This window comes from Caballeronia sp. INDeC2 (assembly GCF_023631325.1).
Classification (GTDB): Bacteria; Pseudomonadota; Gammaproteobacteria; order Burkholderiales; family Burkholderiaceae; genus Caballeronia.
Genome location: NZ_JALQDG010000040.1, coordinates 195,380 through 221,304, shown reverse-complemented (window position 1 = coordinate 221,304; position 25,925 = coordinate 195,380). Strand labels below are relative to the sequence as shown.

Below are 25,925 nucleotides of genomic sequence, written 5' to 3'. Positions count from 1 at the left end.
AATATGGGGCTCTCGTTGACGTTCTTAAGACGTTAGCCGCGAAGTCTTTCTTTCAGATCGCTGCTCGCGCGCGCGATGCGACGAGATCGACACGGCGTCTTCATAAGATCCGCGGCCGCGTTCATCGACATCAGCTTTGCTATCGCGCGCGTCCTGACATCGGCTTGCTGCTCGCCTTGAAGCGCTCTCGCGTTTCGACGATGCGGCCCGCATCGAGATAGAAGTACTCCACCGTCTTGCCGTGCGCGGCGAATCGGTCGGCAAGCAGATTGCACAGCGAGCTCTTGCCCGCGTTGAACTTGCCGATGACCGTGACAATGGGCTCACCGTCCGCAAGCAGAACCGCGAGACGCGCCATATCGTCCGCGCGATGCGGCAGCACCGAAACGACGTCGCGTTTTGCCTTGCCGCACACGTTCATTTCCCTGCTTCGGCCAACACCGCGACCGCCTTGATTTCGACGATATAACCCGCCGCGCCGCCAAGCATGTGCGCGCCGATGGCCGTCCACGCCGGCAGCGGATGCGTGTTGAGGTAGCGCTCGCGCACCTGCATGAACAAGGGCAGATCGCGCATGTCGGTGTGAAAGGTGGTCACGTCGACGACATCGCTCAATGAAGCGCCCGCCGCTTCCAGCACCTGCTTCAGATTCTCGAATGCCTGCACGATCTGCGCTTCGCGGTCTTCGACGAGTTGCATGGCCGCATCGCGACCGATCTGCCCGGACACGTAAATCGTGTTGCCCGCCTTGACGGCGGGCGCGTAGCGAATCTTCTCGTACACTGCTTCCATTCCTTTGGGAACGATAGCTTTGCGTTCACTCATGGCATGCGTCTCCTGCACCCGACCGTTATCAACCGTTATCGCCGCCAGCAACCGGCAGCACCGCGCCCGTGATATAGCTTGCTTCGTCCGAAGCGAGGAACAGAATCGGGGCGACCTGTTCGTCGAGGGTGCCGTAGCGCTTGAAGAAGGTCGATTCGGTCACCTGCTTCACCGTTTCGCCCATCCAGATTTTTTCCTGCTCGCTATCGCCGCTCGCGTTGCGCGGGACGCGTCGGGCGGGCGCTTCGGTTCCACCGGGTGCAGCGGCGACCACGCGGATATTGCGCTCGCCGTATTCCATCGCCAATGCTTGCGTCATCGCGTTGACGCCGCCCTTCGCGGCCGAATACGGCACGCGTCGAATGCCGCGCGTGGCGTTCGAAGACACATTCACGATGGTTCCACCGCCGCGTTCGAGCAAATGCGGCAACACGGCATGGCACGCGTAGAGCGTAGGCATGAGCGAGCGTCGAATTTCAGCGTCGATCTGCGCAGGCTGGAACTCCGCGTACGGACGCATGCGGATCGCGCCGCCGACGCCGTTCACGAGAATATCGATGCCGCCGAACGTGCGCGCCGCGAACGCCATCGCCGATGCCGCGCCGTCATACGTCTCGAGATCGGCGACGAAGCCCGCCGTATCCGCGCCTTGCGCTTCGGCGGCCACTTCGGATACGAAGTCCGCGCGATCGACGAACAGCACCTTCGCGCCCTCGGCGGCCGCACGCAGCGCCACACCGCGTCCGATGCCCTGCGCCGCGCCGGTGACGATCATCACCTTGCCTGCAAATCGTTGTGTGCTCATGCGGTCACCGGCGCGGCGTTGGGAGTGAATTTCTCGTAGTGGAAGCTGTTGGGCTTCACGCCGTTGTCGTCGAAGTGCTTTCGCACGGCATCGACCATCGGCGGCGGGCCGCACAGGTACACATCGACATCGCCTTCATTCAGCGATTCTGCGGGCATGTGCTGCGTCACCCAGCCCTTGCGCGGATGATTCGACTCCGCATCGGCGACGACGGTGCTGAACGTGAAGTTCGGCAGCTTCGCCGTGTAGGCCTCGATCGCTTCGACCTGCACCAGATCGAGGTCGCGCGTCACGCCGTAAATCAGGTGAATCTTCTGTTGCGAGCTGGCGCGCGCGAGCACTTCGAGCATCGACAGGAACGGCGCGAGGCCCGTGCCGCCCGCGAGGAACAGCAACGGCCGCTCCACGGCGCGCAGATAGAAGCTGCCGAGCGGTCCGGTCAATTCCACCGAGCTGCCCGCCTGCGCGGTTTCGAGCCACGTGCTCATCACGCCGCCCGGAATCTTCTTGATGAGAAAGCTGATTTTCGTCTGACCCGGCGCGGACGAGAACGAATACGAACGATGCTGGCCGCTGCCCGGCACGTCGATGTTCACGTACTGGCCCGGCAAGAAAACCGGCGCGGGCGTGGCGGCATCCACGTCAAGTTCGAGCACGACGGCGGCATCGTTGTGCGGCTCGATCTTCGTGACCGTCGCGGCGAATTTGCTTTGCGCGGTCTTGCACGCGGTGGACGAAGCCGGAACCGCGATCACGCAATCGCTCGACGGCACCATCTGGCACGTGAGCACGAGACCGGTTTCCTTCTCGTCGTCGGAAAGCGCGTCTTCGATGTACTCGTCGCCGAGATCGTAACTGCCGCTTTCGGCGCGGCATTTGCAGGTGCCGCATACGCCGTCGGAGCAATCCATCGGCAGGTTGATCTTGGCGCGAAATGCGGCGTCGAGGACCTTCTCGCCCGCCTTGCATTCGACGAAACGCGTGACGCCATCTTCGAAATTCAGTGCAATGTTGTAGCTGGACATGTTGCCTCCTACTTCCTGTCTCATCACCGGGGCATCAGACGTGGTAGACGTCGAGGACCTGACGGATATAGTCGTTCTTCAACACAATCTTCTTGTGCGCGATCACCAGAATGTCGTCGACCTTTCGCAGCGTCACGAAGATCGTGCCGAAAAAATGATCGGTGATCTTGTAGCGATGATTGAGCGTGTCGAAGTTGTAGCGCACATCCACTTCGTTCTCGCGTTCGGCCAGCACTTCCACATTGGTGACGTTGTGGCTCGTGCGCGGCTCGGGCATCGATGCGCCGCTGCGCTCGGTCTTGATGCGGAACACACGATCTTCGAGGCCGCCGCGATCCGGGTAGAACATCAACGAGATCTGGCTTTCGTGATCGTCGGTGAGCTTGTCATCGTCGTCCCATGCGGGCATCCAGTAGGTGACGTCTTCCGCATAGCAGCCGAGCCACTCGTCCCACTGACGGTCATCGAGCAGGCGCGCTTCGCGATACAGCGTCGCGCAGATTTTGTGGTAATCGAAGCTCATGCCAGTGCCTCCCCTTGTTCCTTCTTCAGGGCGTCCCGCATCACATTGACCCAGTATTCGTGCTGCGCGACGAAGAGGCCTTCGTCCTCGCTGCGTTCGCCCGAGATAAGCGGATCGAGACCCATCTTCTTCGCGTTCTCATCGGGACCGTGAACCCACAGCGGCGCGCCGCGCGACAGGTCGTTCCACATCGCCGTGATGCCCGCATAACCCGACTGGCACGCACGGAACTCTTCGAGGTCGTCGCTCGTGCCCATGCCCGAGACGTTGAAGAAGTCTTCGTATTGGCGAATGCGCGTCGCGCGGTCCTCGGCGCTCTCGCCCTTCGGCGCGAAGCAGAAGATGCTGACTTCGGTCTTGTCGACACCGAGCGGGCGCACCACGCGAATCTGCGTGCTGAACTGATCCATCAGGAACACGTTCGGATAGAGGCACAGATTGCGCGTCTGATTGACGATGTAATCCGCCTGCACCTCGCCGACGCGCGCCTTGATTTCCTCGCGATGCTGATATACGGGCCGCACTTCGGGATTCATCGTCCGGGTCCACAAGAGGATGTGGCCATGCTCGAAGCCATACACGCCCGCGACCGACTTGCTCCAGCTGTTGGCATCGACCGCTTTCGTGCCTTCGACCTTGCGTCGGCCCATCGTCGCGGCATAGTTCCAGTGCACGGTGCTGACGTGATAGCCGTCGCAACCGTTTTCCATCTGCATCTTCCAGTTGCCGTCGTAGATATACGAGGAATTGCCGCGCAATACTTCGAGTCCGTTCGGCGCCTGATCGACGATCTGATCGATGATGATCTTCGTCTCGCCGAGATACTCTTCGAGCGGCATCGAATCCGCATTGAGGCTGCCGAACAGGAAACCGCGATAGCTCTGGAAACGCGGCACTTTTCGCAAATCGTGCGAGCCGTGCGTATTGAATTGAATCGGATATTCGGTGGTCTTCTCGTCCTTGACCTTCAGCAGCTTGCCGGTGTTCGCGAAGGTCCAGCCGTGAAACGGGCACGTGAAGCTGCCTTTGTTGCCATGCTTGCGACGGCACAGCATCGCGCCCTTGTGGGCACAGGCGTTGATGACCGCGTGCAGTTCGCCGGTCTTGTCGCGCGTGACGACCACCGGCTGGCGGCCGATCCACGTCGTGTAGTAATCGTTGTTGTTGGGGATCTGGCTTTCGTGCGCGAGATAAACCCAGTTGCTCTCGAAGATATGCTTCATCTCGAGTTCGTAGAGATCGGCGTTGGTGAAGATATCGCGGCGGCAGCGGAATACGCCGCTTTCCTTGTCGTCCTGAACGGCTGTTTGCAGCAGTTCGTCGAGCTGGCTGGCTTTGTCGGTGATAACGGACATGTGTGTTCTCCCTATGCGGCTCCGGTCATGGAGCGCTTGCATCGGTGTCGAAAGATTCGTGCGGAGATTCGAGCGGCGACAGATCTGTCGCCGCCGCAGGCGCGTGTCGCGTGACTACGCAGCGACGGATACGCGCGGACGATGAACGACCTGGTTGTCCTTGCCTTGCAGGAGCGGCGTCAACTGGATGTCGAACGTGATTTCCTTGTACGCGTCGGACTTGAGGCCGAGCGCCGTGCCGCCCGTCTTTTCGACGACAGGCGGCACGAGCTCTTCGCGGGTCGCGTAAGCGAAGTCGTCCCAGATGAGCGGATCGCCTTCGATATTGATCTGCGTCGTCAGCTTGCGATGGTTCTCGCTGGTCGCGAAGAAGTGCACGTGCGCCGGACGATTGCCATGACGCGCAAGCGTGTTGAGCAACTGCTGCGTCGCGCCGTGCGGCGGGCAGCCGTAGCCCACGGGCATCAACGTGCGGAATTCGTATGTGCCGTCGGCGCCCGTCTTCACTGCGCCGCGCAGATTGAAGTCGCTCTGCGCGCCGGTCGGGTCGAAGTGCGAATAGAAGCCCTTCGAGTTGGCATGCCAGCATTCGACCACCGCATTCGCGACGGGCTTGCCGTCCGCGCCCGTGACCGTGCCGCGAATGACGAGCGGGCCTGCGTCTTCATCGGGATCGAGATCGATCTTCGACACGCCGTCGCGCACCGGCGCACCGGCAACGTACAGCGGGCCTTCGATGGTGCGCGGCGTGCCGCCGTGGATATCGGCCTCGCGGTCCTCGGCATCCATGCGGATGTCGAGATACTTTTCCAGACCGAGACCAGCGGCAAGCAGCGCAGCTTCGCCGTCCTGGCCCAGCTTGTTGAAGTAAGTGACGCCGGCCCAGATTTCATCGGGCGTCATGTCGAGGTCGTCGATCGCCTTGAACAAGTCGCTCAACAGGCGATGCGTGATCTCCTTGGCGCGAACGCTGCCGTCCTGACTTCCGAGGTTGGCGGCCGCCTTCAGCAAGTCCTGCACTTCCTTCGTATCGAACACTTTGATGCTCATGTCTGCTCCTGAATCTCGCAATTTTTTGGTGGGGGTTAACCCTTGCTTCAGCACCGGTATGAATATGCTCGGAAGGTATGGTCGGGTGTTGAAACAGAGCGTGAAGGCAGGATAATGGACGCAAAGAAGGCCAGTCCAACACTGATTTAGTATTGGGCCATATCCAGGAGGTATAGAGATGGAACTGCGGCACCTGCGCTATTTCGTAGCGGTGGCGGAAGAACGCAATTTCACGCGCGCCGCGCAGCGACTGCATATCGCCCAGCCGCCTTTGAGCCGTCAGATACAGCAGCTCGAAGAGACGCTCGGCGTGCAGTTATTCGAGCGCAATTCGCGCCCGCTCAAGCTCACCGAGACGGGCAAATTTTTCTATTCGCATGCGGTGCAACTGCTCGCGCAGACCGCCGAACTCGAATCGATGACGCGGCGCGTCGGCAATATCGAACGCAGTCTGTCGGTGGGTTTCGTCGGCTCGACCTTGTACGGCATGCTGCCGAAGATCATCCGGCGCTTTCGCGACGAGAACGCCACCGTCGAACTGAGTCTCCACGAAATGTCGACGATGGACCAGATCCGCGCGCTCAAGGACGGCCGCATCGATGTCGGTTTCGGCCGCATTCGTCATGAGGATGCGAACATCCGCCGCGTGATTCTGCGCGAGGAGCAGATGATCGTCGCACTGCCGGTCGGTCATCCGCTCTCGCTCGCGAAGCCCGTGCTCTCGCTGCGCGACCTCATCAACGAGACGCTGATCATCTTCCCGAAGGCGCCGCGCCCGAGTTATGCGGATCAGGTGCTCTCGGCCTTCCAGGACCGCGCGCTCGCGCCCCGCAAGATCTATGAAGTGCGCGAGTTGCAGATCGCGCTGGGTCTCGTCGCGGCGGGCGAAGGCATTTCGGTCGTGCCGAGCAGCGTCTACGGCCTGAAACGCGACGACGTGAGCTACAAGGAACTGGACGATCCGACGCTCGTGTCGCCCATCATCATGAGCATGCGCGCGCTCGACGAGTCGCGCGACATCAAGGAAATGCTCGAACTCATCTACCGGCTGTACGAGGAAGAACGGATCGTCTATACGCCGCGCACGGATCGGGGGCGGTGACGCGCGTCATACCTGGGGGGTATGGCACTAGACGTCAACGGTGTTGGACACGCGGCAAACGGGCGCGCAATACTTCATCAACCCTTCCATTCCGACATTTCAGGTATGAACGCCCAAATAACCTCCGTCGAAGCGATTCTGGTTGACCTCCCGACCATTCGCGCGCATCAACTCGCAATGGCGACGATGCAGCAACAAACCCTCGTCATCGTCCGTCTGCGCACGAGCGACGGCATCGAGGGCCTTGGCGAAGCCACGACGATCGGCGGCTTGTCTTACGGCGATGAAAGTCCCGAGGGCATCAAGCTGACCATCGATACGTACCTTGCGCCCGCGCTCGTCGGACAGGATGCGAGCAACATCAACGGCGCGATGCTCCGGCTGAACAAGATCGCGCGCGGCAACCGCTTCGCCAAGTCCGCGATCGAGACCGCGCTGCTCGACGCGCAAGGCAAGCGCCTGGGCGTGCCGGTGTCCGAGCTGCTCGGCGGCGCGGTCCGCAAGACGCTGCCCGTGCTCTGGACGCTCGCGAGCGGCGATACCCAGCGCGATATCGACGAAGCCGAAATGCTGCTGGCCGAACGCCGTCACAACACGTTCAAGCTGAAGATCGGCCGGCGCAGCGTTCGCGACGACGTCGCGCATGTGGCGAAGATCAAGGCCGCGCTCGGCAGCCGCGCCAAAGTCACGGTCGATGTGAACCAGGCCTGGAACGAAACCGATGCCGCGCTCGGCATCGAAGCGCTGGAAGCGGCGGGCATCGACCTGATCGAGCAGCCGACGCCACGCGAGCAGCGCGGCGCGCTTGCAAGGCTCGCGGCGCGCTTCATCGTGCCGATCATGGCCGACGAAGCCGTGACGGGACCGGAAGACGCGCTCGAACTCGTGCGCCATGCATGCGCCGACGTGTTCGCGCTGAAGATTGCGAAGTCCGGCGGCATCTACGGGATGATGCGCACGGCCGCCATCGCCGATGCGGCGGGCGTGTCGCTCTATGGCGGCACCATGCTCGAAGGCAGCATCGGCTCGATTGCATCGGCGCACGGCTTCAGCGCGTTGCCGCAGCTCGCATGGGGCACCGAATTGTTCGGGCCGCTGCTGTTGAAGGACGACATCGTCACGGCGCGCCCGCAGTATCGCGACTTCGATCTGCACATGCCGGAAGGACCGGGCCTCGGTCTTCAGATCGATGAAGAGAAGCTCGCGTTCTATCGTCGCGACAAGCGCGCCTAATACAATCGACACCCGATCGAGGACGACATGCTTTATCTCGTAAGAATGGACGTACACTTGCCGCACGACATGCCCGCCGCGAAGGCCGATGAAATCAAGGCGCGCGAGAAAGAATACTCTCAGGAACTGCAACGGCAAGGCAAATGGCAGCAGCTTCATCGCGTGGTCGGCGAGTATGCGAACTACAGCGTGTTCGATGTGGATTCGCACGATGAACTGCACACCATCCTTTCGGGCCTGCCCTTGTTTCCCTATATGACGATGAAGGTGACTGCGCTCGCGCGTCATCCTTCGTCCATCCGCTGAAACGGCGAAAGGAACGCATGAAGCGCGACACGGAACCCGGTTTGATGTCGGCTGCAACGAAGGGAAGCGGGACCGTGGCGGCGGTGAGCGCCGGTCTGCTTGCCGTCATCATCTCGTATGCCGGGCCGCTCGCGATCTTCTTTCAGGCCGCGCACGCGGCGCATGTCGGCAACGACGTGGTCGCGTCGTGGGTCTGGTCCATTTCGATGGGTGCGGCCGTCTCGGGCATCACATTGAGCTGGTGGCTGAAGCAGCCGATCATCACGGCGTGGTCCGCGCCCGGCGCGGCACTGCTGGTCACGCTGTTTCCCGGCATGCCGGTAAGCGAGGCGATCGGCGCGTATATCGTCGCGGGGGCGTGCATCTTCGTGCTGGGCGTGTCGCGATGGTTCGACCGGATCGTGGAGCGCATACCGAAGGGCATTGCCTGCGCGATGATGGCGGGCATTCTGTTCCAGTTCGGCACCAGCGTGTTCAAGTCGGTTGCCGTCACGCCGTGGCTCGCGCTCGGCATGCTGGCGAGCTTCCTCGTTTTCCGCCGATGGGCGCCGCGCTATTGCCTCATTCTGGTTCTGGCGTCGGGTGTCGCGCTTGCCGTGGGACTCGGGCTGACGAATTTCTCGTCGGTGAGCTTTCATCTCACGCGCCCCGTGTTCACGATGCCGACGTGGACCTGGCAGTCGATCGTGAGTCTCGCGGTGCCGCTCGTCATCGTCAGTTTGACGGGTCAGTTCCTGCCCGGCTTCGCGATCTTGCGAGCGTCCGGTTATCACACGCCGACGCGGCCGGTCCTCATGACGACGAGCGTTGCATCGATGCTGGTCGCGTTCTCGGGCGGCATCACGATCGTCATCGCGGCGATCACCGCGGCGCTGTGCACCGGACCCGATGCGCATCGCGACCCGGCGCGCCGCTATGTCGCCGGGATCGCGAATGGCGTCTTCTATCTCGCGGGCGGATGCTTCGCCGGAACGGTCGTGATGCTGTTCGCCGCGCTGCCTAATGCGTTTGTTGCCGTGCTCGCCGGGCTGGCGTTGCTCGGTGCGATCGTGGCCAATGTCGTCGGGTTGGTGCAGGATGAGGCGCATCGTGAAGCATCGTTCATTACGTTTATTGCTACGGCTTCTAATATGAGTTTTCTCGGGTTGGGGTCGGCGTTTTGGGGGATCGTGTTTGGGACGGTCGCGCATTTGGTTCTTGGGAGCGCAAGACGCAAGGGCTAGAGCGTGGTTGTTTGACGAAACTTGCTGACCGCTTCAGGCTTTCGCCCGAAGCGAATGTTTAACCAACGTGCCTGACATGCTCAAAGCTACGCGCTGCATGCAAAGTCTTCCTTCCCCACACGCCGATTCACCCCATCCCCACACACCCGCCCGATCGCCGCCCGATTCGCCTTCCCCTGCTCCGTAAGCGGCACGCGTTGCACGACGGCCACCCTCACGGCCTCCGCCACGCGCTCGCCACACGCCGACTCAAGCGCACGCAAACACCGCCCGATATCGATGCGCCTGCCCGCCCACGGCACGACGACGACATCCCACAGAAATCCGCGCGCAACATCCGCCGATGCCACCGCGCGCGCATAGCGAACATCGGGCAATGCGCACAACGGCGTTTCGATCCGCGCCGGACCGATAACCACGCCATCGATCTCGGCGACATCGGCGGCGCGTCCGAGCACATGCAAATGAACGTTTTCGTCGATAAAGCCGATATCGCCCGTCAGGCACCAACCATCGCGAAACTTCTGCGCCGCTTCGATCGGCTGCCGGTGATAGCCCTGCGCCACCGCCCTCGATCGCACTTCGATCGCGCCGTGTTGTCCCTCGCGGGCGAAGCTTCCATCGGCGCGGCGCAGGCGTACATCGACGCCCGGCCGGATGCGGCCCGCGCCATCCAGCAAGCGAGGATCGGCCAGATAATCCGATGGCGTCAGCATGCTCACGAGCCCCGCCTCGCTCGCGCCGTACATGTGCGTGAGCACGGGACCGAGCCGCGCGACCGCGCGCCGCCGCAGAATCGCGGGCGCCGATCCGCCGATGTGCGCGATCGTGCGCAGCGACGACAGATTGCGCCGATCGACGTCCGGGTGATCCATCGTTTCGAAGAGCTGCGGCTCGACGAGCAGCACATCGGTGATGCGTTCGGCCTCGATTGTCGCGAGCGTGTCGGCGGGATCGTAGGACGGCTTCAGCACCACGGTGCCGCCGCCCACCAAGGTAGTGTCGACGAGCACTTGCGACAGATAGGCCAGCGCGCCGTTGATAAGCTGCCGGCGGTCTTCGGGGCTCGGCGCGCTCACCATGGTTGAATAGGCCGCGAAGCTGCGGCGGCTCGCTTTTGGCGCGCCGGTCGAGCCGCCCGATGAGACGACCACCGCGAGATCATCGCGCCGCGCGCGGCTCTGCACGGGCAGATCGTGCTGCACACGCGCGCGCGTATCCAGGCGCAAGCGCGCCGGGCCCGTGCCGACATAAGCGAGACGCGCGCTGCCGCGCTCCGGCACCAGGTGTTTCGTTTCCGCGAAGGCGACGAGTAGTGTCGGCTGCATGCGGGTCACGAATGCGGCGCGCTGCTCGGCCGATTCGATCGCGGGCAGGAACATGGTTGCCGCGCCGAGCAGATTCGTCGCGTAACGGATGGCGAGCGCATCGGGGCAATTCGGCGCGAACATCGCGACGAACGCACCGCGCGAGATGCCGAGCGACGCGAGCGCCCGCGCATAGCGATAGATCGACGCGCGCAACGCGCCGCCCGTCACGTCCTCGTCGAGATAGCGCAGCACCGCGCGATCGGCGTGAGCATCGAGCTGATCGAGCACGACATCGACGTAGGACCGAAAGGCCGCTTTTTCAAAGGTTTCCATGACTGCATCCCTCCTCCATGAGCGATGGATGCAGTGTGCTGGCGCAGAATGAGGTGAGAATGAGGGGCGAGGGCCAGGTCTGTTCGCAGGCAGATCGCGCATGCGTCGCCCCGAAGTCCGCGTGCCATATGCGCGACGATTCAAAACGCTGCCTCGTCGCCACCGTTACCGATTCAACTCTGCGAACCAATTCGGCGCCGGACAGTTCACCCAATGCGCTGCCAGCGTAGCCACCATGAAATGAATTGGCGCTTCGGGCTTAACGGAGATGAAATCTCCATAGCAGAAGGCACGCCGTCACCCGCAAAAACCCAAGCGATGCGTCTCCATTCCTTTCCGATGCAAGCCCAGTCCGTATTCGACTAAGCTAAACCCGACGGCGACCGCTCGCGGCATCACGCCGCTTGCGGGCACTGCATGCACTTGGAAGAACGCTAACGCCCCCTCATACCCCCGACAACGCCCCACTCGCACGCCGCCGGTTGCGAACGGCATACCCCACGCCCAGCACGACGAGCCAAACCGGAATCAGATACACCGAAATCCGCAACTCCGGAATCATGCACATCACCACGAGAATCCCGCCGAGGAACGCAAGGCACAGATAGTTGGTGAGCGGATAGCCAAGGCTCTTGAACACGGTCGTCTCACCCGCACGTGCCTTCGCGCGACGGAATTGCAGATGGATGAGACTGATCATCGCCCAGTTGATGATGAGCGCCGAGACGACCAGTCCCATCAGCAACTCGAACGCCTTTCCCGGCATCAAATAGTTGATAAGCACGCACGCGGCCGTTGCGATCGCGGACACGCCGAGCGCGATCAGCGGAATGCCGCGCTTGTTGACCTTGAGCAGCGCGCGCGGCGCGTTGCCTTGCTGCGCGAGACCGTAGAGCATGCGGCTGTTGCAGTAGACGCCGCTGTTATAGACGGAAAGCGCCGCCGTGAGCACCACCGCATTGAGCACGTGCGCGACGAAGTTGCTGTTCATCGCGTGGAAGATCAACACGAACGGGCTGCCGCCGGTCACCACCTTCTGCCACGGATACAGCGAAAGCAGCACGCCGAGCGCGCCCACGTAGAAAATCAGAATGCGATAGATCACCTGATTGGTCGCGCGCGGAATCGTGTGCGACGGATCATCCGCTTCGGCCGCCGTGATGCCGACGAGCTCCAATCCGCCGAACGAGAACATGATGACGGCCATCGCCATCACGAGTCCCGAGACGCCGTTCGGGAAGAAGCCGCCATGTCGCCACAGGTTCGTGATGCTCGCTTCCGGTCCGGCGCTGCCCGAGAACAGCAGCCAGCCGCCGAAGCCGATCATGCCGACGATCGCGACCACCTTCACGATCGCGAACCAGAACTCCAGCTCGCCATACGACTTCACGCTCGTGAGGTTGATCGCGTTGATCACGCAGAAGCACACGAGCGCGGAGACCCACGTCGGAATGCCGGGCCACCAGTACTGCACGTAGATGCCGACCGCCGACAGCTCGGCCATCGACACGAGTATGTAGAGCACCCAGTAATTCCAGCCCGATAGAAAGCCCGCGTATCGCCCGCAATACTTGTCCGCGAAGTGGCTGAACGAACCTGCGACCGGCTCGTCGACGACCATCTCGCCCAACTGACGCATGATGAAGAATGCGACGATGCCTGCGATCGCATAGCCGAGCAACACCGACGGCCCCGCCGATTTGATCGTCTGCGCAATGCCGAGAAAGAGGCCCGTCCCGATCGCGCCGCCGAGCGCGATCAGCTGAATGTGACGGTTCTTCAGGCCGCGCTTGAGCGTGCTGTGTCCCTCATGTGCCACGTTTCTCTCTCCTTCTATGTTGCGGTGGACGTCCCCGCTCGATTTAGGGGAATCAGTGTAAATTTGTTGAGGCGCAATATGATTTCCTACGATGCGCAGATAAACGCTAGTTTCCGCTTTCTAATTTCATTGCCGGGGTCATTGGAGAAAGAAAATTGCAGACTATCGAGATCGATCGTATCGACATGCGTTTGCTCGGCATTATGCAGTCGCGCGGACGCATCTCCAATCTGGAGCTGGCGGAAGCGATCAATCTGTCGCCCGCGCAAACGCTGCGGCGTCATCGAAGGCTCGAGGAGATGGGCGTGATCAAGGGCTACGAGACGCGGCTCGATGCGCAAGCGCTCGGCTTCGGCGTCGTGGCCTTCATTCAGGTGACGATGGAACGCGGCCACGTGCGCGACCTGGCGAAGTTCAAGAGCGTCGTGGGCAAGCTCGCGGAGATACAGGAATGTTTCGCCGTGACAGGCGATATAGATTACATGCTGAAGGTGGTCGCGCGGGATCTGAAGGGACTGTCGGCGTTTCTGCTCGATACGCTGATGCGCATTCCCGGCGTGAGCGGCGTGAAGTCGAGCGTATGTCTCGACGAATTGAAGTGCGTGAGCGCGGTGCCGCTCGACGCATAGCGCGGCTCGCGCATAGCGCGCACCGCACAGTCAGCTACGTTGAAGCACACGCGAAAGCACTTGCTCTTCGAGTTCCGCGAAGCCCGGCGCGGTGCGCGTGCGCGGCCTTTGCAACGGCACGGCGGTATCGAGCGTGATGCGCCCCGCATCGATCAGCACGATGCGATCGCCGAGCGACACCGCTTCCTGCACGTCGTGCGTGACGAGCAGCGCAGTGAACTTGTGCTCGCGCCACAGCCGCTCGATGAGCCCATGCATCTCGATGCGCGTCAACGCATCGAGCGCGCCCAGTGGTTCATCGAGCAACAACAGATCGGGCCGATGCACCAGCGCACGCGCGAGCGCCACACGCTGACGCTGCCCGCCCGACAGTCGCGACGGCCAGTCTTTCTCGCGCTCGGCGAGGCCCACTTCGGCGAGCGTCGCGCGGGCGTCGTCGCGCTTGCCGCGCGGCAAGCCGATCATTACGTTGTCGAGCACGCTTTTCCACGGCAAGAGACGCGCGTCCTGGAACATGATGCGCACTTGCAACTCGCTTGCCTTCGCCGGCGCGTTGCGCTGCACGACGCCGGCCGTCGCCTGATCCAGACCGGCGATGAGCCGCAGCAAGGTGGACTTGCCGCAGCCGCTTCGTCCGACGATCGATACGAAGCTGCCGCGCTCTATCGAGAAATCCAGTTGATCCAGCACCTTGCGCTCGCCGAAGCGCTTCTCCACGCCGCGCAGCGAGACGGCGAGATCGCGCCCCGCGATCGGCGCGCGCGCATGCGTTTGCGTTTCGACGCGCCTGAACGCGGGCGCCAGCGTGTCGACATCGATCAGATTCATGATTACGCCTTCGTTTGATAGGCCGGATGCCAGCGCAGCGTCGCGCGTTCGATCGCGCGCGCGGCCATGTCGGCGAGTTTGCCGAGCAGCGCATAGAGCAGAATGCCGACCACCACGATATCGGTTTGCAGGAATTCGCGGGCGTTCATCGTCATGTAGCCGATGCCCGATTGCGCGGAGATCGTTTCGGCGACGATCAGCATCACCCACATCAGGCCGAATGCGAAGCGCACGCCGACGAGAATCGACGGCAACGCGCCCGGCAAGATCACATGCCGATACAGCGCGAAGCCGGACAATCCGTAGCTCTTCGCCATCTCGATCAGATCGCGATCGACCGAGCGAATGCCGTGATACGTGTTCACGTAGACCGGGAAAAACACGCCCAGCGCGACCAGCACGAGTTTCGCTTCCTCGCCGATGCCGAACCACAGGATCAGGAGCGGAATCATCGCGAGCGCGGGGATGTTGCGGATCATCTGCACGGTCGAATCGAGCGCGACTTCGGCGGGCTTGAAGAGGCCCGTCGCCAGGCCGAGCACGAAGCCGATGCCGCCGCCCATCGCGAAGCCCGCGAGCGCGCGGCCCGCGCTGACCTTGACGTTGGCCCACAGATCGCCGGACTCGATCAGCGACCACGCCGCCTTCACCACTGCAAGCGGTTCGGGCAGCACGCGCGATGACAGCCCGCCCGTGCGCGCGGCGCTTTCCCATGCGATCAGGATCAGCACCGGCACGAGCCAGGGTAACGCTCGGCCTGCGACGGAATTCAGCTTCATGATGCCGATACCTTCGGCAACTCCGAGGTGCCGATCACTTCGCCGAACGGCCCCGACAACGGCCCGTTCGCTCGTTCGCGCTGCTGACGCGGCAGCAGCGGAAACACCAGTTCGGCGAAACGATACGACTCTTCCAGATGCGGATAGCCCGACAAAATGAACGTGTCGATGCCGAGTTCCGCATACTGCTTCATGAGGCCCGCCACCTGCTCCGGATTGCCGACGAGCGCCGTGCCCGCGCCGCCGCGCACGAGCCCGACGCCCGCCCACAGATGCGGATACACCTCGAGCTTGTCGCGCCTGCCGCCGTGCAACGCGGCCATGCGGCGCTGGCCTTCGGAATCCATCTTCGCGAACTGCGCCTGCGCGCGGCGAATGGTGTCGTCGTCGAGCTTGCTGATGAGCTTGTCCGCGTCCGCCCATGCTTCCTGCTCGGTCTCGCGCACGATCACGTGCAGGCGAATGCCGAACTTGATCGTGCGGCCTTCGTCGGCGGCGCGGCGGCGGATGTCGGCCAGTTTCTTCTCGACATCCTCGGGCGGCTCGCCCCATGTCAGATACGTATCGATGTGCTTCGCCGCGATGTCATGCGCCGCCGCCGACGAGCCGCCGAACCACAGCGGCGGATGCTGCTTCTGCACCGGCGGATACAGCACCTTGCCGCCCTGGGATTGCAGATGCTTGCCGTCAAAATCGAAGCTGCCGTTATCGTGCGACTGTTCGAGCAGGCCGCGCCAGATGGTGAGGAATTCGTCGGTGATTTCGTAGCGCGTGTCGTGATCGTGAAAGACGCCGTCGCCCGCGAGCTCGTTCGGATCGCCGCCCGTCACGACGTTGATGAGCAGACGCCCGTTCGAAAGCCGGTCGAATGTCGATGCCATGCGCGCCGACAGTCCCGGCGAGCTCAGGCCCGGACGGATCGCGACGAGAAACTTGAGGCGCGTGGTCGCGGGAATGAGGCTCGACGCAACCACCCATGCGTCTTCGCAGGAACGGCCGGTGGGCAGGAGCACGCCTTCGTAGCCGAGCGTATCGGCGGCCACCGCGATCTGGCGGAAGTAGTCGTAATTCGCGGCGCGCGCGCCTTGCGACGTGCCGAGATAACGACTGTCACCGTGAGTGGGAATGAACCAGAAAACATTCATCGCGGAATCTGCCTCGTCTGTTCGTCGTGTGTTGAATTGAGTGCGTACGCGCGCGTCGTGGCAGCGGCGCTCCGACGAGTCTAACGACATGTAGGGTGCAGCCGAACCAACGATTCGCGCGAAGGATATGCGTGTTCGTGCTAACGCCGGGAACGCGGTCAGGCGACGTTCCAGCGCGCCTCGGTCACGTCGAGCTTCTTCGGAATCAGCTTGAGGCCGGTGAAGGTATCGGCAATCTGCTGCTGATAAGCGAGCGTGGCCGGATCGATCGCCTGCACGCCGTACGACGTGCGCCTGAGCGCGGTTTCGAGGATGTCCGTATCCAGCCCGACGAGCGGCGACAGTTGCGCAGCCACGGCGGGCACGTTCTCGCGCGCCCAGCGATCGACCTGATCCAGTTCTTCGAGCACCACATGCACGAGTTGCGGCTGCGCGGTCGCGATCTTGCGCGTCGCGAGGTAATACTGCACGTTGCGCACGAGCCCGCTCGCGTCGGTGAGCTGACGGGCGCTCGCCTGCTTCTCGGCGGCGGCGAGATACGGGTCCCAGATCGCCCATGCGTCGATGCTGCCTTGCACGAAGGCGGCGCGCGCATCGGCGGGCGCGAGATAGACGGGCTGGATATCGGCCCAGGTCAGATTCGATTTTTTGAGCGCCTCGACGAGCAGATAATGAACGTTCGATCCCTTGTTCAGCGCCACTTTCTTGCCGCGTAATTCCGCGACCGACTGGAGTTTCGAATCCTTCGGCACGACGATGGCCTCGGCGTGCGGCGCGGGCGGCTCGTGCCCGATATAGACGAAGTCGACGCCCGCAGCCTGCGCGAAGATCGGAGGCGTTTCGCCGACCGTGCCGATATCCACCGCGCCCGCGTTGAGCCCTTCGAGCAGTTGCGGCCCGGCGGGAAATTCGAGCCATTGCACGGTGACGCCCTGCGCGGCGAGGCGCTTATCGAGCGAGCCGCGCGCCTTGAGCACCACGAAGTTGCCGTACTTCTGATAGCCGATGCGCAGGGTCTTCGGCGCATCGGCAGCTTGCGCGATGCGCCCCGCGAGTCCGCCCGACAGCCCCGCACCGAGCGCGGCGAGCGTGAAAAGCGTGCGGCGGCGCGCGGGGACGAAGGGCGTGTTCTTTCGGTCGGACATGCGGGGTTCCTCGTTGAAAAAAGGCATCTTTACCGATGCCCACGCCGACGATGCTATCAACGCGCGCGTGTCCGGCTAAACGAGAAATCGTGATAACGATATCGCTCGCAGCGAAAGCGCTTCGCCGCGCATATCGATAGCGCCCGATATTATTTGTCGCGCACGCGCCGGGCCTCTAGCATCACGCTTCCCTCAATCAGCATGCGTGTGCATCATGAAGATCAAGCATCCATTCAAAGCCACTCTGTTCTCGATCCTGCTCGCGTGCGGCGTCGTGAACGCGCAGCCGTCGCTCGCGGCGAATCAGACCGTGCGCGTGGGCATCATGTCCGGCGAAGACGAGGACGTATGGCGCGCCGTGGCCGCCAATGCCGCGAAGCACGGCATCACGGTGAAGGTCACGACCTTCTCCGACTACACGCAGCCGAACGAAGCGCTCGCGCAGCACGACCTCGACGCGAACTCGTTCCAGCACAAGCCTTATCTCGACGCGCAAATCTCCGCCCGTCATTACGACATCGTGCCCGTGGGCTATACCTATGTGCAGCCGATCGGTCTGTATTCGCGCAAATGGAAATCGGTCGATGCGCTGCCGCAGAACGCGGCCATCGGCGTGCCGAACGATCCGAGCAACGAGGGCCGCGCGCTCCTGCTGTTGCAGGCCAACGGCGTGATCAAGCTGCGGGATAACGTCGGTCTCCTGCCGACCGCGCGCGATATCGCGAGCAACCCGAAGCACGTGCAGATCAAGGAACTGGATGCGGGCATCGTCGGACGCGCGATCGGCGATCTCGATGCCGCCGTCGTCAACACCGACTGGGCGATCAAGGCCGGCATCAAGATTCCGCAGGAGCGCATCGCGCAGGAGCAGGTGCCGAACAATCCGTATCGCAACTTCATCGCGGTCAATGCGAAGGATGCGCAAGCGCCGTGGGTCAAGGCGCTCGTCGACAGCTATCAGCAGGCCAATGTCGCTTCGTCGATCCTGAGCGTGTATCACGGCGCGACGTTGCCCGCGTGGGAGGGCGCTCCGCAGCATTGAATCGCTGAATTTCCGATGACACACGCGGCGGCGCAATGCCGCCGCGTCGCATGCGCGCACATGCGACGGGTTCGCCACGAAAGCCCGATTGTCGCGCGCCGTTCTCCAAAGCGTCTCCCTGACGAGCGTTTATCCGCTCACGCACAGCCGACATACTCGCGCTCATTGCGATATTTCGATGCAGCGGCCTTCGCTGTGTGATCAGGCTAGAGACTCATCATGAACATTTCACGGTTCTTCATCGACCGGCCCGTTTTCGCGGCCGTGCTGTCGGTGGTCATTCTGCTCGCGGGACTCATCGCGCTCACGAAGCTGCCGACGGCGGAGTATCCCGAGGTCGTGCCGCCTTCGGTCGTCGTGCGTGCGCAATATCCCGGCGCGAATCCGAAGGTGATCGCGGAAACGGTGGCGTCGCCGATCGAGGAGCAGATCAACGGCGTCGAGAACATGCTGTACATGCAGTCGCAGGCCAACAGCGACGGCAACATGACGACGACCGTCACCTTCAGGCTCGGCACCGATCCCGACAAAGCGCAGCAACTCGTGCAGAACCGCGTGTCGCAGGCATTGCCGCGTCTTCCCGAAGACGTGCAGCGGCTCGGCGTGACCACGGTGAAGTCGTCGCCCACGCTCACGATGGGCGTGAATCTCGTCTCGCCGAACGATCGCTACGATCTCACCTATCTGCGCAACTACGCGCTCATCAACATCAAGGACCGCTTCGCGCAGGTGCCCGGCGTCGGTGAAGTCGTGCTGTGGGGCTCGGGCGATTATTCGATGCGCGTGTGGCTCGACCCGACGAAAATCGCGCGCCAGAACATGACGGCGACCGATGTCGTGAAAGCGATCCGCGAACAGAACGTGCAGGTTGCAGCGGGCATCGTCGGCGGCGCGCCGATGACGACGCACGTCCCGCTGCAACTGAGCGTGAACGCGCAGGGGCGCTTGAAATCGGAGGACGAGTTTCGCCGCATCATCCTGAAGACCTCGGCCGATGGCGCCGTCACGCATCTCGGCGATGTCGCGCGCGTCGAGCTGGGCGCGTCGGAATATGCGCTGCGTGCGAGCATGGACGGCAAGAAGGCGGTGCAGATCATCATCTTCCAGCAGCCCAACGCGAATTCGCTGCAAATTTCCGACGACATCCGCAAGATCACCGCCGAGTTGCAGAAGGACATGCCCGAAGGCGTGAAGGCCGAGATCGTCTACGACCCGACGCAGTTCGTGCGCGAGAGCATCGACGCCGTGGTGCATACGCTCTTCGAAGCGGTGATTCTCGTCGTGCTGGTCGTGATCGTGTTTCTGCAGACATGGCGCGCGTCGCTCATTCCGCTGCTCGCAGTGCCGGTGTCGATCGTCGGCACGTTCTCGCTGATGCTCGCGTTCGGCTTCACGATCAACGCGCTGTCGCTGTTCGGCATGGTGCTCGCGATCGGTATCGTCGTCGATGATGCGATCGTGGTCGTGGAGAACGTCGAGCGCAACATCGCGTCCGGGCTGTCTCCGCTCGAAGCGTCATACGAAGCGATGCGCGAAGTGAGCGGACCGATCATCGCGATCGCGTTGACGCTCGTCGCCGTGTTCGTGCCGCTCGCGTTCATGTCGGGGCTGACCGGACAGTTCTACAAGCAGTTCGCGATGACGATCGCCATCTCGACGGTGATCTCCGCGTTCAATTCGCTCACGCTCTCGCCCGCGCTGTCCGCGCTGCTGCTGAAGGATCATCACGCGCCGAAAGACTGGCTCACGCGCGCGATGGATCGCGTGCTCGGACCGTTCTTCAGGCTCTTCAACAAGGCGTTCAATCGCGGCTCGGAGCGATACGGCACGGGCGTGCGCGGCATCATCAATCGTAAGCTCGCGATGACGGGGATCTATGCCGTGCTGCTCGGCGGCACGGTGCTGCTCGGCAAGCTCGTGCCCGGCGGCTTCGTGCCCGCGCAGGACAAGGATTATTTCGTGAGCATCCTGCAACTGCCCGCGGGCGCATCGCTGGATCGCACCGAGAAGGTCGTGAGCGACATGGGCCGCATGGCGCGCCAGCAGCCGGGCGTCATCCACACGCCCGAATTTCCGGGGATTTCCGTGACGGGCCTCATGAATTCGTCGAGCAGCGGTCTCGTGTTCTCGGTCGCGAAGCCATCGAAGGAACGCGGCAAGGGCGAAACGGGCGCGGATATCGTCGCCGGTCTGAACGCGCAGTACAGCGCAATCAAGGATGCGGCAATCGCCACGTTCCCGCCTCCGCCGGTTCAGGGGCTCGGGACCATCGGCGGATTCAAGCTGCAGATCGAGGATCGCGGCGCGCTCGGCTACGAAGCGTTGAACGAGGCGACGCAAGCCTTTCTCGCGGCGGCCGCGAAAGCGCCCGAACTCGGACCGGCGTTCTCGAGTTACCAGATCAACGTGCCGCAACTGAACGTGGAGCTGGACCGCGAGAAGGCGAAGCAGCTCGGCGTCTCCGTTACCGATGTCTTCGATACGATGCAGATCTATCTCGGCTCGCTCTACGTGAACGACTTCAACAAGTTCGGCCGCGTCTATCAGGTGCGCGCGCAAGCCGATGCGCCGTTCCGCGCGAACGCCGATAGCATCCTGCAGTTGAAGACGCGCAACGAGCGCGGCGAGATGGTGCCGTTGTCGTCGCTCGTGAGGGTCACGCCGACGTATGGCCCCGAGATGGTCGTGCGCTACAACGGCTTTCTCGCCGCCGATATCAACGGCGGTCCGGCGCCCGGCTATTCGTCGGGTCAGGCGATGGCGGCCGTCGAACGCATCGCGAAGGAGACGCTCCCGCGCGGCATCCGCTTCGAATGGACCGATCTTACTTATCAGCAGATCCTGACCGGCAATGCAGCGTTCTGGGTCTTCCCGATCAGCGTGCTGCTCGTGTTCCTCGTGCTCGCGGCGATGTACGAAAGCGTGACGCTGCCGCTCGCGATCCTGCTGATCGTGCCGATGAGCATTCTGTCCGCACTCGCCGGCGTGTGGCTCACGCGGGGCGACAACAACATCTTCACGCAGATCGGCCTGATGGTGCTCGTGGGGCTGTCGGCGAAGAATGCGATTCTGATCGTCGAATTCGCGCGCGAGCTGGAGATGCGGGGCCGCTCGATCGTGCAGGCGGCCATCGAGGCATCGCGCCTGCGTCTGCGTCCGATTCTCATGACGTCGATCGCGTTCATCATGGGTGTCGTGCCGCTCGTGATGTCGACGGGCGCGGGCTCGGAAATGCGCCGCGCGATGGGCATCGCCGTGTTCTTCGGCATGCTCGGCGTGACGTTCTTCGGCCTGATGCTCACGCCCGTGTTCTACGTGATGCTGCGCAAGCTGTCGGGCGCGAAGCCGCTGCGCGACAGGCGCAACCGCCAGCGTCCGGCTGCTTCGCCCAGGACGCGCGCTCAGGCCGACGAGAAAGTGGAAGAAGCCGCCTTGCAGGACTAGCGCGACGACTCCGCGCGCTGCAAGGTCTCGGCCAGATGATTGACGACCGCGCGTGTCTTGGCGGCCATCTTCTGGCCGAGCGAAATGATCGCGTGCACGGGCGGTCCGTCGACATCGGCTTCGGGCAGCACGTGCACGAGCCTGCCCGCGCGCACATGCGGCAGCGCCACGCGATCGAAAATCTGCGCGATGCCGAAGCCCGCGACCGCCGCCTCCACGAGCGCCTGACCATCCGCGAGCACGAGCACCGGCTGCGGCGCGAACTCGTTCACCGATGCGCCGTCGCGCAAGGTCCAGGCGCGCAGCCGCCCCATCGGACCACGGAAGATGACGGCGTCGTGTTCGCCCAGTTGATCGATGCCCTCGGGCGTGCCTTTACGGTCGAGATAATCCGGCGACGCGTACAGGCCGCTACGCAGGTCGCAGAGCTTGCGCACCGTCAGTTCGCTGTCCTCGGGCAGCGCGCCGATGCGCACGACGACATCCCAGCCTTCGCCGATCGGATCGGACATGCGATCGGTCAAGGCAAGCTCCAGCGTCACCTTCGGATGCCGCGCGCGAAAGTCGATAAAGCTCGGCAGCAGCAGCCTGCCGAAACCCGCGGGTACGTCGATCTTCACGCGGCCCGCCGGCTCCGCGCGGCGCGCCGCCAGTTGCTGCTCGGCTTCGCGCAGACCGTCGAGCGCATCGCGCGCGGCTTGCAGATACGTTTCGCCATCTTCGGTGAGCCGCACGGCGCGCGTCGTGCGTTGAAAGAGCCGCGTGCCGAGCCGGGCTTCGAGCCGCTGCACCGCCTTGCCGACATTCGACTTGCTGTTGCCCATTTCCTCCGCGGCGCGCGTGAAGCTGCCGGTTTGCGCGACCGCCACGAAGACGGCAATTTCGTTGATCGGTGCATCCACGCGCTCGCTCATCGCTCGCCCCTTTTGTCGATGGAACGCACTGTAGCAGCGTTGGCCGGGCATCGCCCGCGACGCGGATTGTCTCCGCGCGAGCGACTGTGCGACGCCCGCGGCGGCGTTTATCGGCGCGAGCAATCCCGCGATACTTCACATCGACGGGATGCGTTCCCGGCAATCCTTCACCGATACGAGGCACACCATGAAACTCTTCATCGCTCAAGCTACTTGTTCGCTCGCGGTGCAAGCCGTCGCCAACGAGCTGGGGCTTGCGCCCGAACTCGTGCATTTCGATGTGTTCGGCAAGACGACATCCGATCGCTCCGACTTTGCCGTTGTGAACGATCTTCTCTACGTTCCCGCGCTTCAGCTCGACGGCGAAGCGGAACCGTTGACGGAGACGATCACGATCGCGTCGTATCTCGCGGACCGGCATCCGGAGTCGGGACTGATCCCGAAGCACGGCACGATCGAACGCGTGCGCATGGATCAATTGCTGACGTTCGTCGCAACGGAGATCGCGCAAAAGCACATTCCGCTCATGCGCAAGCTGATGACGCCGGAAGGCATCGCGTTTCACAGCGACAAGCTGCTGAAGGCGTACGGCAAGCTCGACGCGCGTCTCGCCGATGGCCGCGCGTATCTCACGGGCGAGCAGTTCACCGTCGCGGATGCCTATGTCTGGGCGACGATGTGGCACGAACGCTCAGGCGTCAAGCTGGATCATCTGACGAACCTGAAGGCGTATATCGAGCGGATCGAAGCGCGTGCATCGGTGCGCAAGGCGCTGCGCGACGAGGCGGAACTCGTCGCCGCGCATAAAGAAAAACTGGCGGCGTGAATGTCAATGAAGACGGCGCATCGCGCGCAGCAGCAGATCGCCGTCTTCCGTGATGCGAGGCAGGCGCGCGCCGCTCACGAGTTGTTCCATCGCGACGAGCTGGCGTTCGAGAAGCGTGTCCAGTTCGTGGCGGTCGCCTATCTGATCGGCAGCGTCCTTCACCAGCATGAGCGTTGCGTATTCGTGTGCGCTGAGCATACCTGTCTCCCGATCGTTCGATTGACTAATGCAGGTTCGCGTCGGCTGAAGGCGAGTCGCGCATTATTTCAGCGCACGCTTCGCGACGCGTAACCCGGGGGTACCTCGGGCCGCGATGGCAGCGGGACTTGATAGTAGGACGGGCTTCTCATCCCCGGCAATTCGGGTCGTCCCGTATATTGGGCAATGAGCGCTTAGAGACCCGGCATGACCGGATAGGGGATCGTGTGATCTTCGACCCGCTTCACGCCCGGGATGCTTTCCGACGCGATGCGCATGGCGTCGAGCTGATCCTTCGACCACACCGTGCCCCACAGATGCACCACGCCATTGCGCACGACGATATTGCGCCCCGGGAACGCCCAGCCTCGCCCGGCGAGGTCGCCCATCAGCATTGCGCGGATTTCCGCATCGCTGGCCAGCGCTTGCGGCGCGGCATCGACGGCAAGCGACGACGCCAGCGCCTGCACCAGATTCGATCGGCTCACGATGCCGACAAGACGGCCATCGCGCAGCACGGGCACGCGCTTGATGTGATGACTTTCGAGCACCGCGGCGATATCGGCGAGCGACGTATCCTCGTTCACGCAGATCGCGCCGCGGCTCATGATGTCGCCGACCGTCGTCGCATGCGACTTGATGTAATCGAGCGCGCCGCCGTCCGAGCCGAGCATGTCGAGCCACCAGGAGCGGCGGCTGCGCTTCTCGGTGCCGATTTCTTCCCGATGAAGCAGATCGCCCTCGCTGATCATGCCGACGACCTGCCCTTCCTGATCGACGACGGGCGCCGCGCTGATGCGATGCTGCACGAGCAATCGCGCCAGTTCATGCACCTTGGTTTCGGGCGTGACGGAAACGACGGGGGAAGTCATTACATCGCGTGCTTGCATCATGTGCTCCGGAAGTCGATTGACGAGGCCGTATGTGCGTGCGCGTGACGCATGGGTCACTTGCGCACGCTCGAGATCACTTTAAAGATGACCGTGTTTTTACGGTTGACCTGCATCAAGCATTTCACAGGAGCGCGCGTGCGGCGGACTGACGCTGCTTTCGGCTCAATGGGCGTCGATGAACGCGATGACATCGGCGAGAACGGGTGAGTCCTTGCGCCGCTCCGCCGAAAACGACTTGATGATCGTATCGTGGCCGTAACCCGCATATTTCTTCAGCACGACGGCGTCGTGATGCGCGCGCAACGCGTCGGCGAAGCGATCGCTGTTGCGCGGATCGACATCGGTATCCGCCGTGCCCGCGGCGAGCAGCATCGGCGGCTCCTTTCCCGAAACGAAGGCGATCGGAAGCGCGCTTTTGCGTGACGCCGCCGGAAAGATTTCGTCCATGTGCGGATCGCTCGTCGGAATCGCGGCGTACGGGCCCGCGAGTCCGATCATCCCGGCAAGCGACGTGTTCGCCATGCCTTGCGCCGCCAGATAGCGCGGATCGGTCGCGAGCATCGCGGCCATGTGCGCGCCCGAGGAATGACCCATCACGAAGATGCGTTCGGGATCGCCGCCGAATTCGTGCGCGTGATCGCGCGTCCAGCGTACGGCCGCGGCGGGGTCATCGAGAAAGCCGGGGAAAACGGCCTCCGGATAGATGCGGTAATCCGGCGCGACCGTCACGATGCCATGCGCGGCGAGCGCCTCGGCTATGTCGCGCGAATCCGATCGATGCCCGCTTTGCCAGCCGCCGCCATAGAAATAGACGACGACGGGAAGGTTCGCGCGAGCGCGCGATTCGGGCGCATACACGTCGAGCCGCTCGCGACGCCCCTTGCCATACGCGACGCCGTCCGCGCGTTCGCTATCGTCTTCGAGCGCGCGCGCCGCAACCACGCCGCCCAGGCATGCTGCCAGCGCCAAGGTCATGAATTTTCTTCTCGCGGGGAAATGCATGTGAACGTGGTGCCTCGACTTTCAATCGGTCATTAAACGATGCGGCATCGCGCATGTCAGTGCGCAAGACATCGAAAGCAATTTGCAAGCATATAGTTCGTTCTCCAATGTGTTGACGGCGGCATGTCCGCGTTCTGTGTCATTCATACCGATTCCCGACACGTGCCTGCA

At 63.0% G+C, this 25,925-nt stretch carries 25 protein-coding genes; 8 read left to right on the top strand and 17 right to left on the bottom strand.

Annotated elements, in window-relative coordinates; translation table 11 throughout:
* Nucleotides 1-139 precede the first annotated feature (139 nt).
* From NCS28_RS33410 to catA, 7 genes are all read right to left on the bottom strand, one after another.
* Nucleotides 140-421: a hypothetical protein gene (locus tag NCS28_RS33410; protein WP_350029820.1), complete on the bottom strand. Its 282-nt coding sequence runs from the start codon at nucleotides 419-421 to the stop codon at nucleotides 140-142.
* Nucleotides 418-825: a RidA family protein gene (locus NCS28_RS25450; protein ID WP_250516544.1), complete on the bottom strand. Its 408-nt coding sequence runs from the start codon at nucleotides 823-825 to the stop codon at nucleotides 418-420. Before NCS28_RS25450 ends, NCS28_RS33410 begins: the two co-directional genes overlap by 4 nt.
* 28 nt (nucleotides 826-853) lie before the next feature.
* Nucleotides 854-1,630 (bottom strand): benzoate diol dehydrogenase BenD, encoded by a 777-nt coding sequence (benD, locus tag NCS28_RS25445; RefSeq protein ID WP_250516543.1) that lies wholly within the window; start codon nucleotides 1,628-1,630, stop codon nucleotides 854-856.
* Complete coding sequence (gene benC, locus NCS28_RS25440) at nucleotides 1,627-2,655, bottom strand: benzoate 1,2-dioxygenase electron transfer component BenC (RefSeq protein WP_250516542.1); 1,029 nt, start codon at nucleotides 2,653-2,655, stop codon at nucleotides 1,627-1,629. The genes benD and benC overlap by 4 nt, the downstream gene beginning before the upstream one ends.
* A gap of 34 nt (nucleotides 2,656-2,689) precedes the next feature.
* Complete coding sequence (gene benB, locus NCS28_RS25435; RefSeq protein WP_250516541.1) at nucleotides 2,690-3,178, bottom strand: benzoate 1,2-dioxygenase small subunit; 489 nt, start codon at nucleotides 3,176-3,178, stop codon at nucleotides 2,690-2,692.
* The gene (locus tag NCS28_RS25430; RefSeq protein ID WP_250516540.1) at nucleotides 3,175-4,533 is read right to left on the bottom strand and encodes a Rieske 2Fe-2S domain-containing protein; all 1,359 of its coding nucleotides are present in this window, start codon (nucleotides 4,531-4,533) and stop codon (nucleotides 3,175-3,177) included. The genes benB and NCS28_RS25430 overlap by 4 nt, the downstream gene beginning before the upstream one ends.
* Nucleotides 4,534-4,647: 114 nt before the next feature.
* Nucleotides 4,648-5,583: a catechol 1,2-dioxygenase gene (catA, locus tag NCS28_RS25425; RefSeq protein ID WP_250516539.1), complete on the bottom strand. Its 936-nt coding sequence runs from the start codon at nucleotides 5,581-5,583 to the stop codon at nucleotides 4,648-4,650.
* A 178-nt stretch (nucleotides 5,584-5,761) separates the two neighbouring features.
* Here catA and NCS28_RS25420 point away from each other — a divergent pair, with 178 nt between their 5' ends.
* From NCS28_RS25420 to NCS28_RS25405, 4 genes are all read left to right on the top strand, one after another.
* Nucleotides 5,762-6,685 (top strand): LysR family transcriptional regulator, encoded by a 924-nt coding sequence (locus tag NCS28_RS25420; protein WP_250516538.1) that lies wholly within the window; start codon nucleotides 5,762-5,764, stop codon nucleotides 6,683-6,685.
* 105 nt (nucleotides 6,686-6,790) lie between these two features.
* Complete coding sequence (locus NCS28_RS25415; RefSeq protein ID WP_250516537.1) at nucleotides 6,791-7,918, top strand: muconate/chloromuconate family cycloisomerase; 1,128 nt, start codon at nucleotides 6,791-6,793, stop codon at nucleotides 7,916-7,918.
* A gap of 27 nt (nucleotides 7,919-7,945) precedes the next feature.
* Nucleotides 7,946-8,224, top strand: coding sequence for a muconolactone Delta-isomerase (gene catC / locus NCS28_RS25410; protein WP_035505070.1), 279 nt, complete (start codon nucleotides 7,946-7,948; stop codon nucleotides 8,222-8,224).
* A 17-nt stretch (nucleotides 8,225-8,241) separates the two neighbouring features.
* On the top strand, nucleotides 8,242-9,447 hold the full coding sequence (locus NCS28_RS25405; RefSeq protein WP_250516536.1) for a benzoate/H(+) symporter BenE family transporter: 1,206 nt from the start codon (nucleotides 8,242-8,244) through the stop codon (nucleotides 9,445-9,447).
* Nucleotides 9,448-9,533: 86 nt separating this feature from the next.
* Here the strand turns inward: NCS28_RS25405 and NCS28_RS25400 are convergent, their stop codons facing one another.
* Together NCS28_RS25400 and NCS28_RS25395 are read right to left on the bottom strand one after the other, a co-directional pair.
* A complete protein-coding gene (locus tag NCS28_RS25400) occupies nucleotides 9,534-11,090 on the bottom strand; it encodes a class I adenylate-forming enzyme family protein (RefSeq protein WP_250516535.1) in 1,557 nt (518 codons plus the stop codon).
* A 445-nt stretch (nucleotides 11,091-11,535) separates the two neighbouring features.
* Entirely contained in the window at nucleotides 11,536-12,909 is a 1,374-nt protein-coding gene (locus NCS28_RS25395) for an amino acid permease (protein ID WP_250516534.1), read from the bottom strand.
* A 155-nt stretch (nucleotides 12,910-13,064) separates the two neighbouring features.
* Here NCS28_RS25395 and NCS28_RS25390 point away from each other — a divergent pair, with 155 nt between their 5' ends.
* Entirely contained in the window at nucleotides 13,065-13,538 is a 474-nt protein-coding gene (locus tag NCS28_RS25390) for an Lrp/AsnC family transcriptional regulator (RefSeq protein ID WP_250516533.1), read from the top strand.
* A gap of 30 nt (nucleotides 13,539-13,568) precedes the next feature.
* On the opposite strand, the gene NCS28_RS25385 is transcribed toward NCS28_RS25390, so the two are convergent.
* The 4 genes from NCS28_RS25385 to NCS28_RS25370 form a co-directional block, all read right to left on the bottom strand.
* Nucleotides 13,569-14,366, bottom strand: a complete 798-nt coding sequence (locus tag NCS28_RS25385) for an ATP-binding cassette domain-containing protein (protein ID WP_250516532.1) — start codon at nucleotides 14,364-14,366, stop codon at nucleotides 13,569-13,571.
* A gap of 2 nt (nucleotides 14,367-14,368) precedes the next feature.
* Nucleotides 14,369-15,145: an aliphatic sulfonate ABC transporter permease SsuC gene (gene ssuC / locus NCS28_RS25380; RefSeq protein WP_250516531.1), complete on the bottom strand. Its 777-nt coding sequence runs from the start codon at nucleotides 15,143-15,145 to the stop codon at nucleotides 14,369-14,371.
* Entirely contained in the window at nucleotides 15,142-16,290 is a 1,149-nt protein-coding gene (gene ssuD / locus NCS28_RS25375) for an FMNH2-dependent alkanesulfonate monooxygenase (RefSeq protein ID WP_250516530.1), read from the bottom strand. The genes ssuC and ssuD overlap by 4 nt, the downstream gene beginning before the upstream one ends.
* A 158-nt stretch (nucleotides 16,291-16,448) precedes the next feature.
* Nucleotides 16,449-17,435 (bottom strand): sulfonate ABC transporter substrate-binding protein, encoded by a 987-nt coding sequence (locus tag NCS28_RS25370; protein WP_250516529.1) that lies wholly within the window; start codon nucleotides 17,433-17,435, stop codon nucleotides 16,449-16,451.
* 214 nt (nucleotides 17,436-17,649) lie between these two features.
* On the opposite strand from NCS28_RS25370, the gene NCS28_RS25365 reads away from it, so the two are divergent.
* Together NCS28_RS25365 and NCS28_RS25360 are read left to right on the top strand one after the other, a co-directional pair.
* Nucleotides 17,650-18,477 carry a MetQ/NlpA family lipoprotein gene (locus NCS28_RS25365; RefSeq protein WP_250516528.1) on the top strand — a complete coding sequence of 276 codons (828 nt, stop codon included), beginning with the start codon at nucleotides 17,650-17,652 and terminating at the stop codon, nucleotides 18,475-18,477.
* A gap of 219 nt (nucleotides 18,478-18,696) precedes the next feature.
* On the top strand, nucleotides 18,697-21,921 hold the full coding sequence (locus tag NCS28_RS25360; RefSeq protein ID WP_250516527.1) for an efflux RND transporter permease subunit: 3,225 nt from the start codon (nucleotides 18,697-18,699) through the stop codon (nucleotides 21,919-21,921).
* On the opposite strand, the gene NCS28_RS25355 is transcribed toward NCS28_RS25360, so the two are convergent.
* A complete protein-coding gene (locus tag NCS28_RS25355) occupies nucleotides 21,918-22,835 on the bottom strand; it encodes a LysR family transcriptional regulator (protein WP_250516526.1) in 918 nt (305 codons plus the stop codon). The genes NCS28_RS25360 and NCS28_RS25355 overlap by 4 nt on opposite strands.
* A 187-nt stretch (nucleotides 22,836-23,022) precedes the next feature.
* On the opposite strand from NCS28_RS25355, the gene NCS28_RS25350 reads away from it, so the two are divergent.
* On the top strand, nucleotides 23,023-23,661 hold the full coding sequence (locus tag NCS28_RS25350) for a glutathione S-transferase family protein (RefSeq protein ID WP_250516525.1): 639 nt from the start codon (nucleotides 23,023-23,025) through the stop codon (nucleotides 23,659-23,661).
* A 3-nt stretch (nucleotides 23,662-23,664) separates the two neighbouring features.
* Here the strand turns inward: NCS28_RS25350 and NCS28_RS25345 are convergent, their stop codons facing one another.
* The 3 genes from NCS28_RS25345 to NCS28_RS25335 form a co-directional block, all read right to left on the bottom strand.
* Complete coding sequence (locus NCS28_RS25345; protein ID WP_250516524.1) at nucleotides 23,665-23,859, bottom strand: hypothetical protein; 195 nt, start codon at nucleotides 23,857-23,859, stop codon at nucleotides 23,665-23,667.
* 194 nt (nucleotides 23,860-24,053) lie between these two features.
* A complete protein-coding gene (locus tag NCS28_RS25340; RefSeq protein WP_250516599.1) occupies nucleotides 24,054-24,749 on the bottom strand; it encodes a CBS domain-containing protein in 696 nt (231 codons plus the stop codon).
* Between the two features lie 165 nt (nucleotides 24,750-24,914).
* Nucleotides 24,915-25,727 (bottom strand): alpha/beta hydrolase, encoded by an 813-nt coding sequence (locus tag NCS28_RS25335; protein ID WP_250516523.1) that lies wholly within the window; start codon nucleotides 25,725-25,727, stop codon nucleotides 24,915-24,917.
* Nucleotides 25,728-25,925 lie beyond the last annotated feature (198 nt).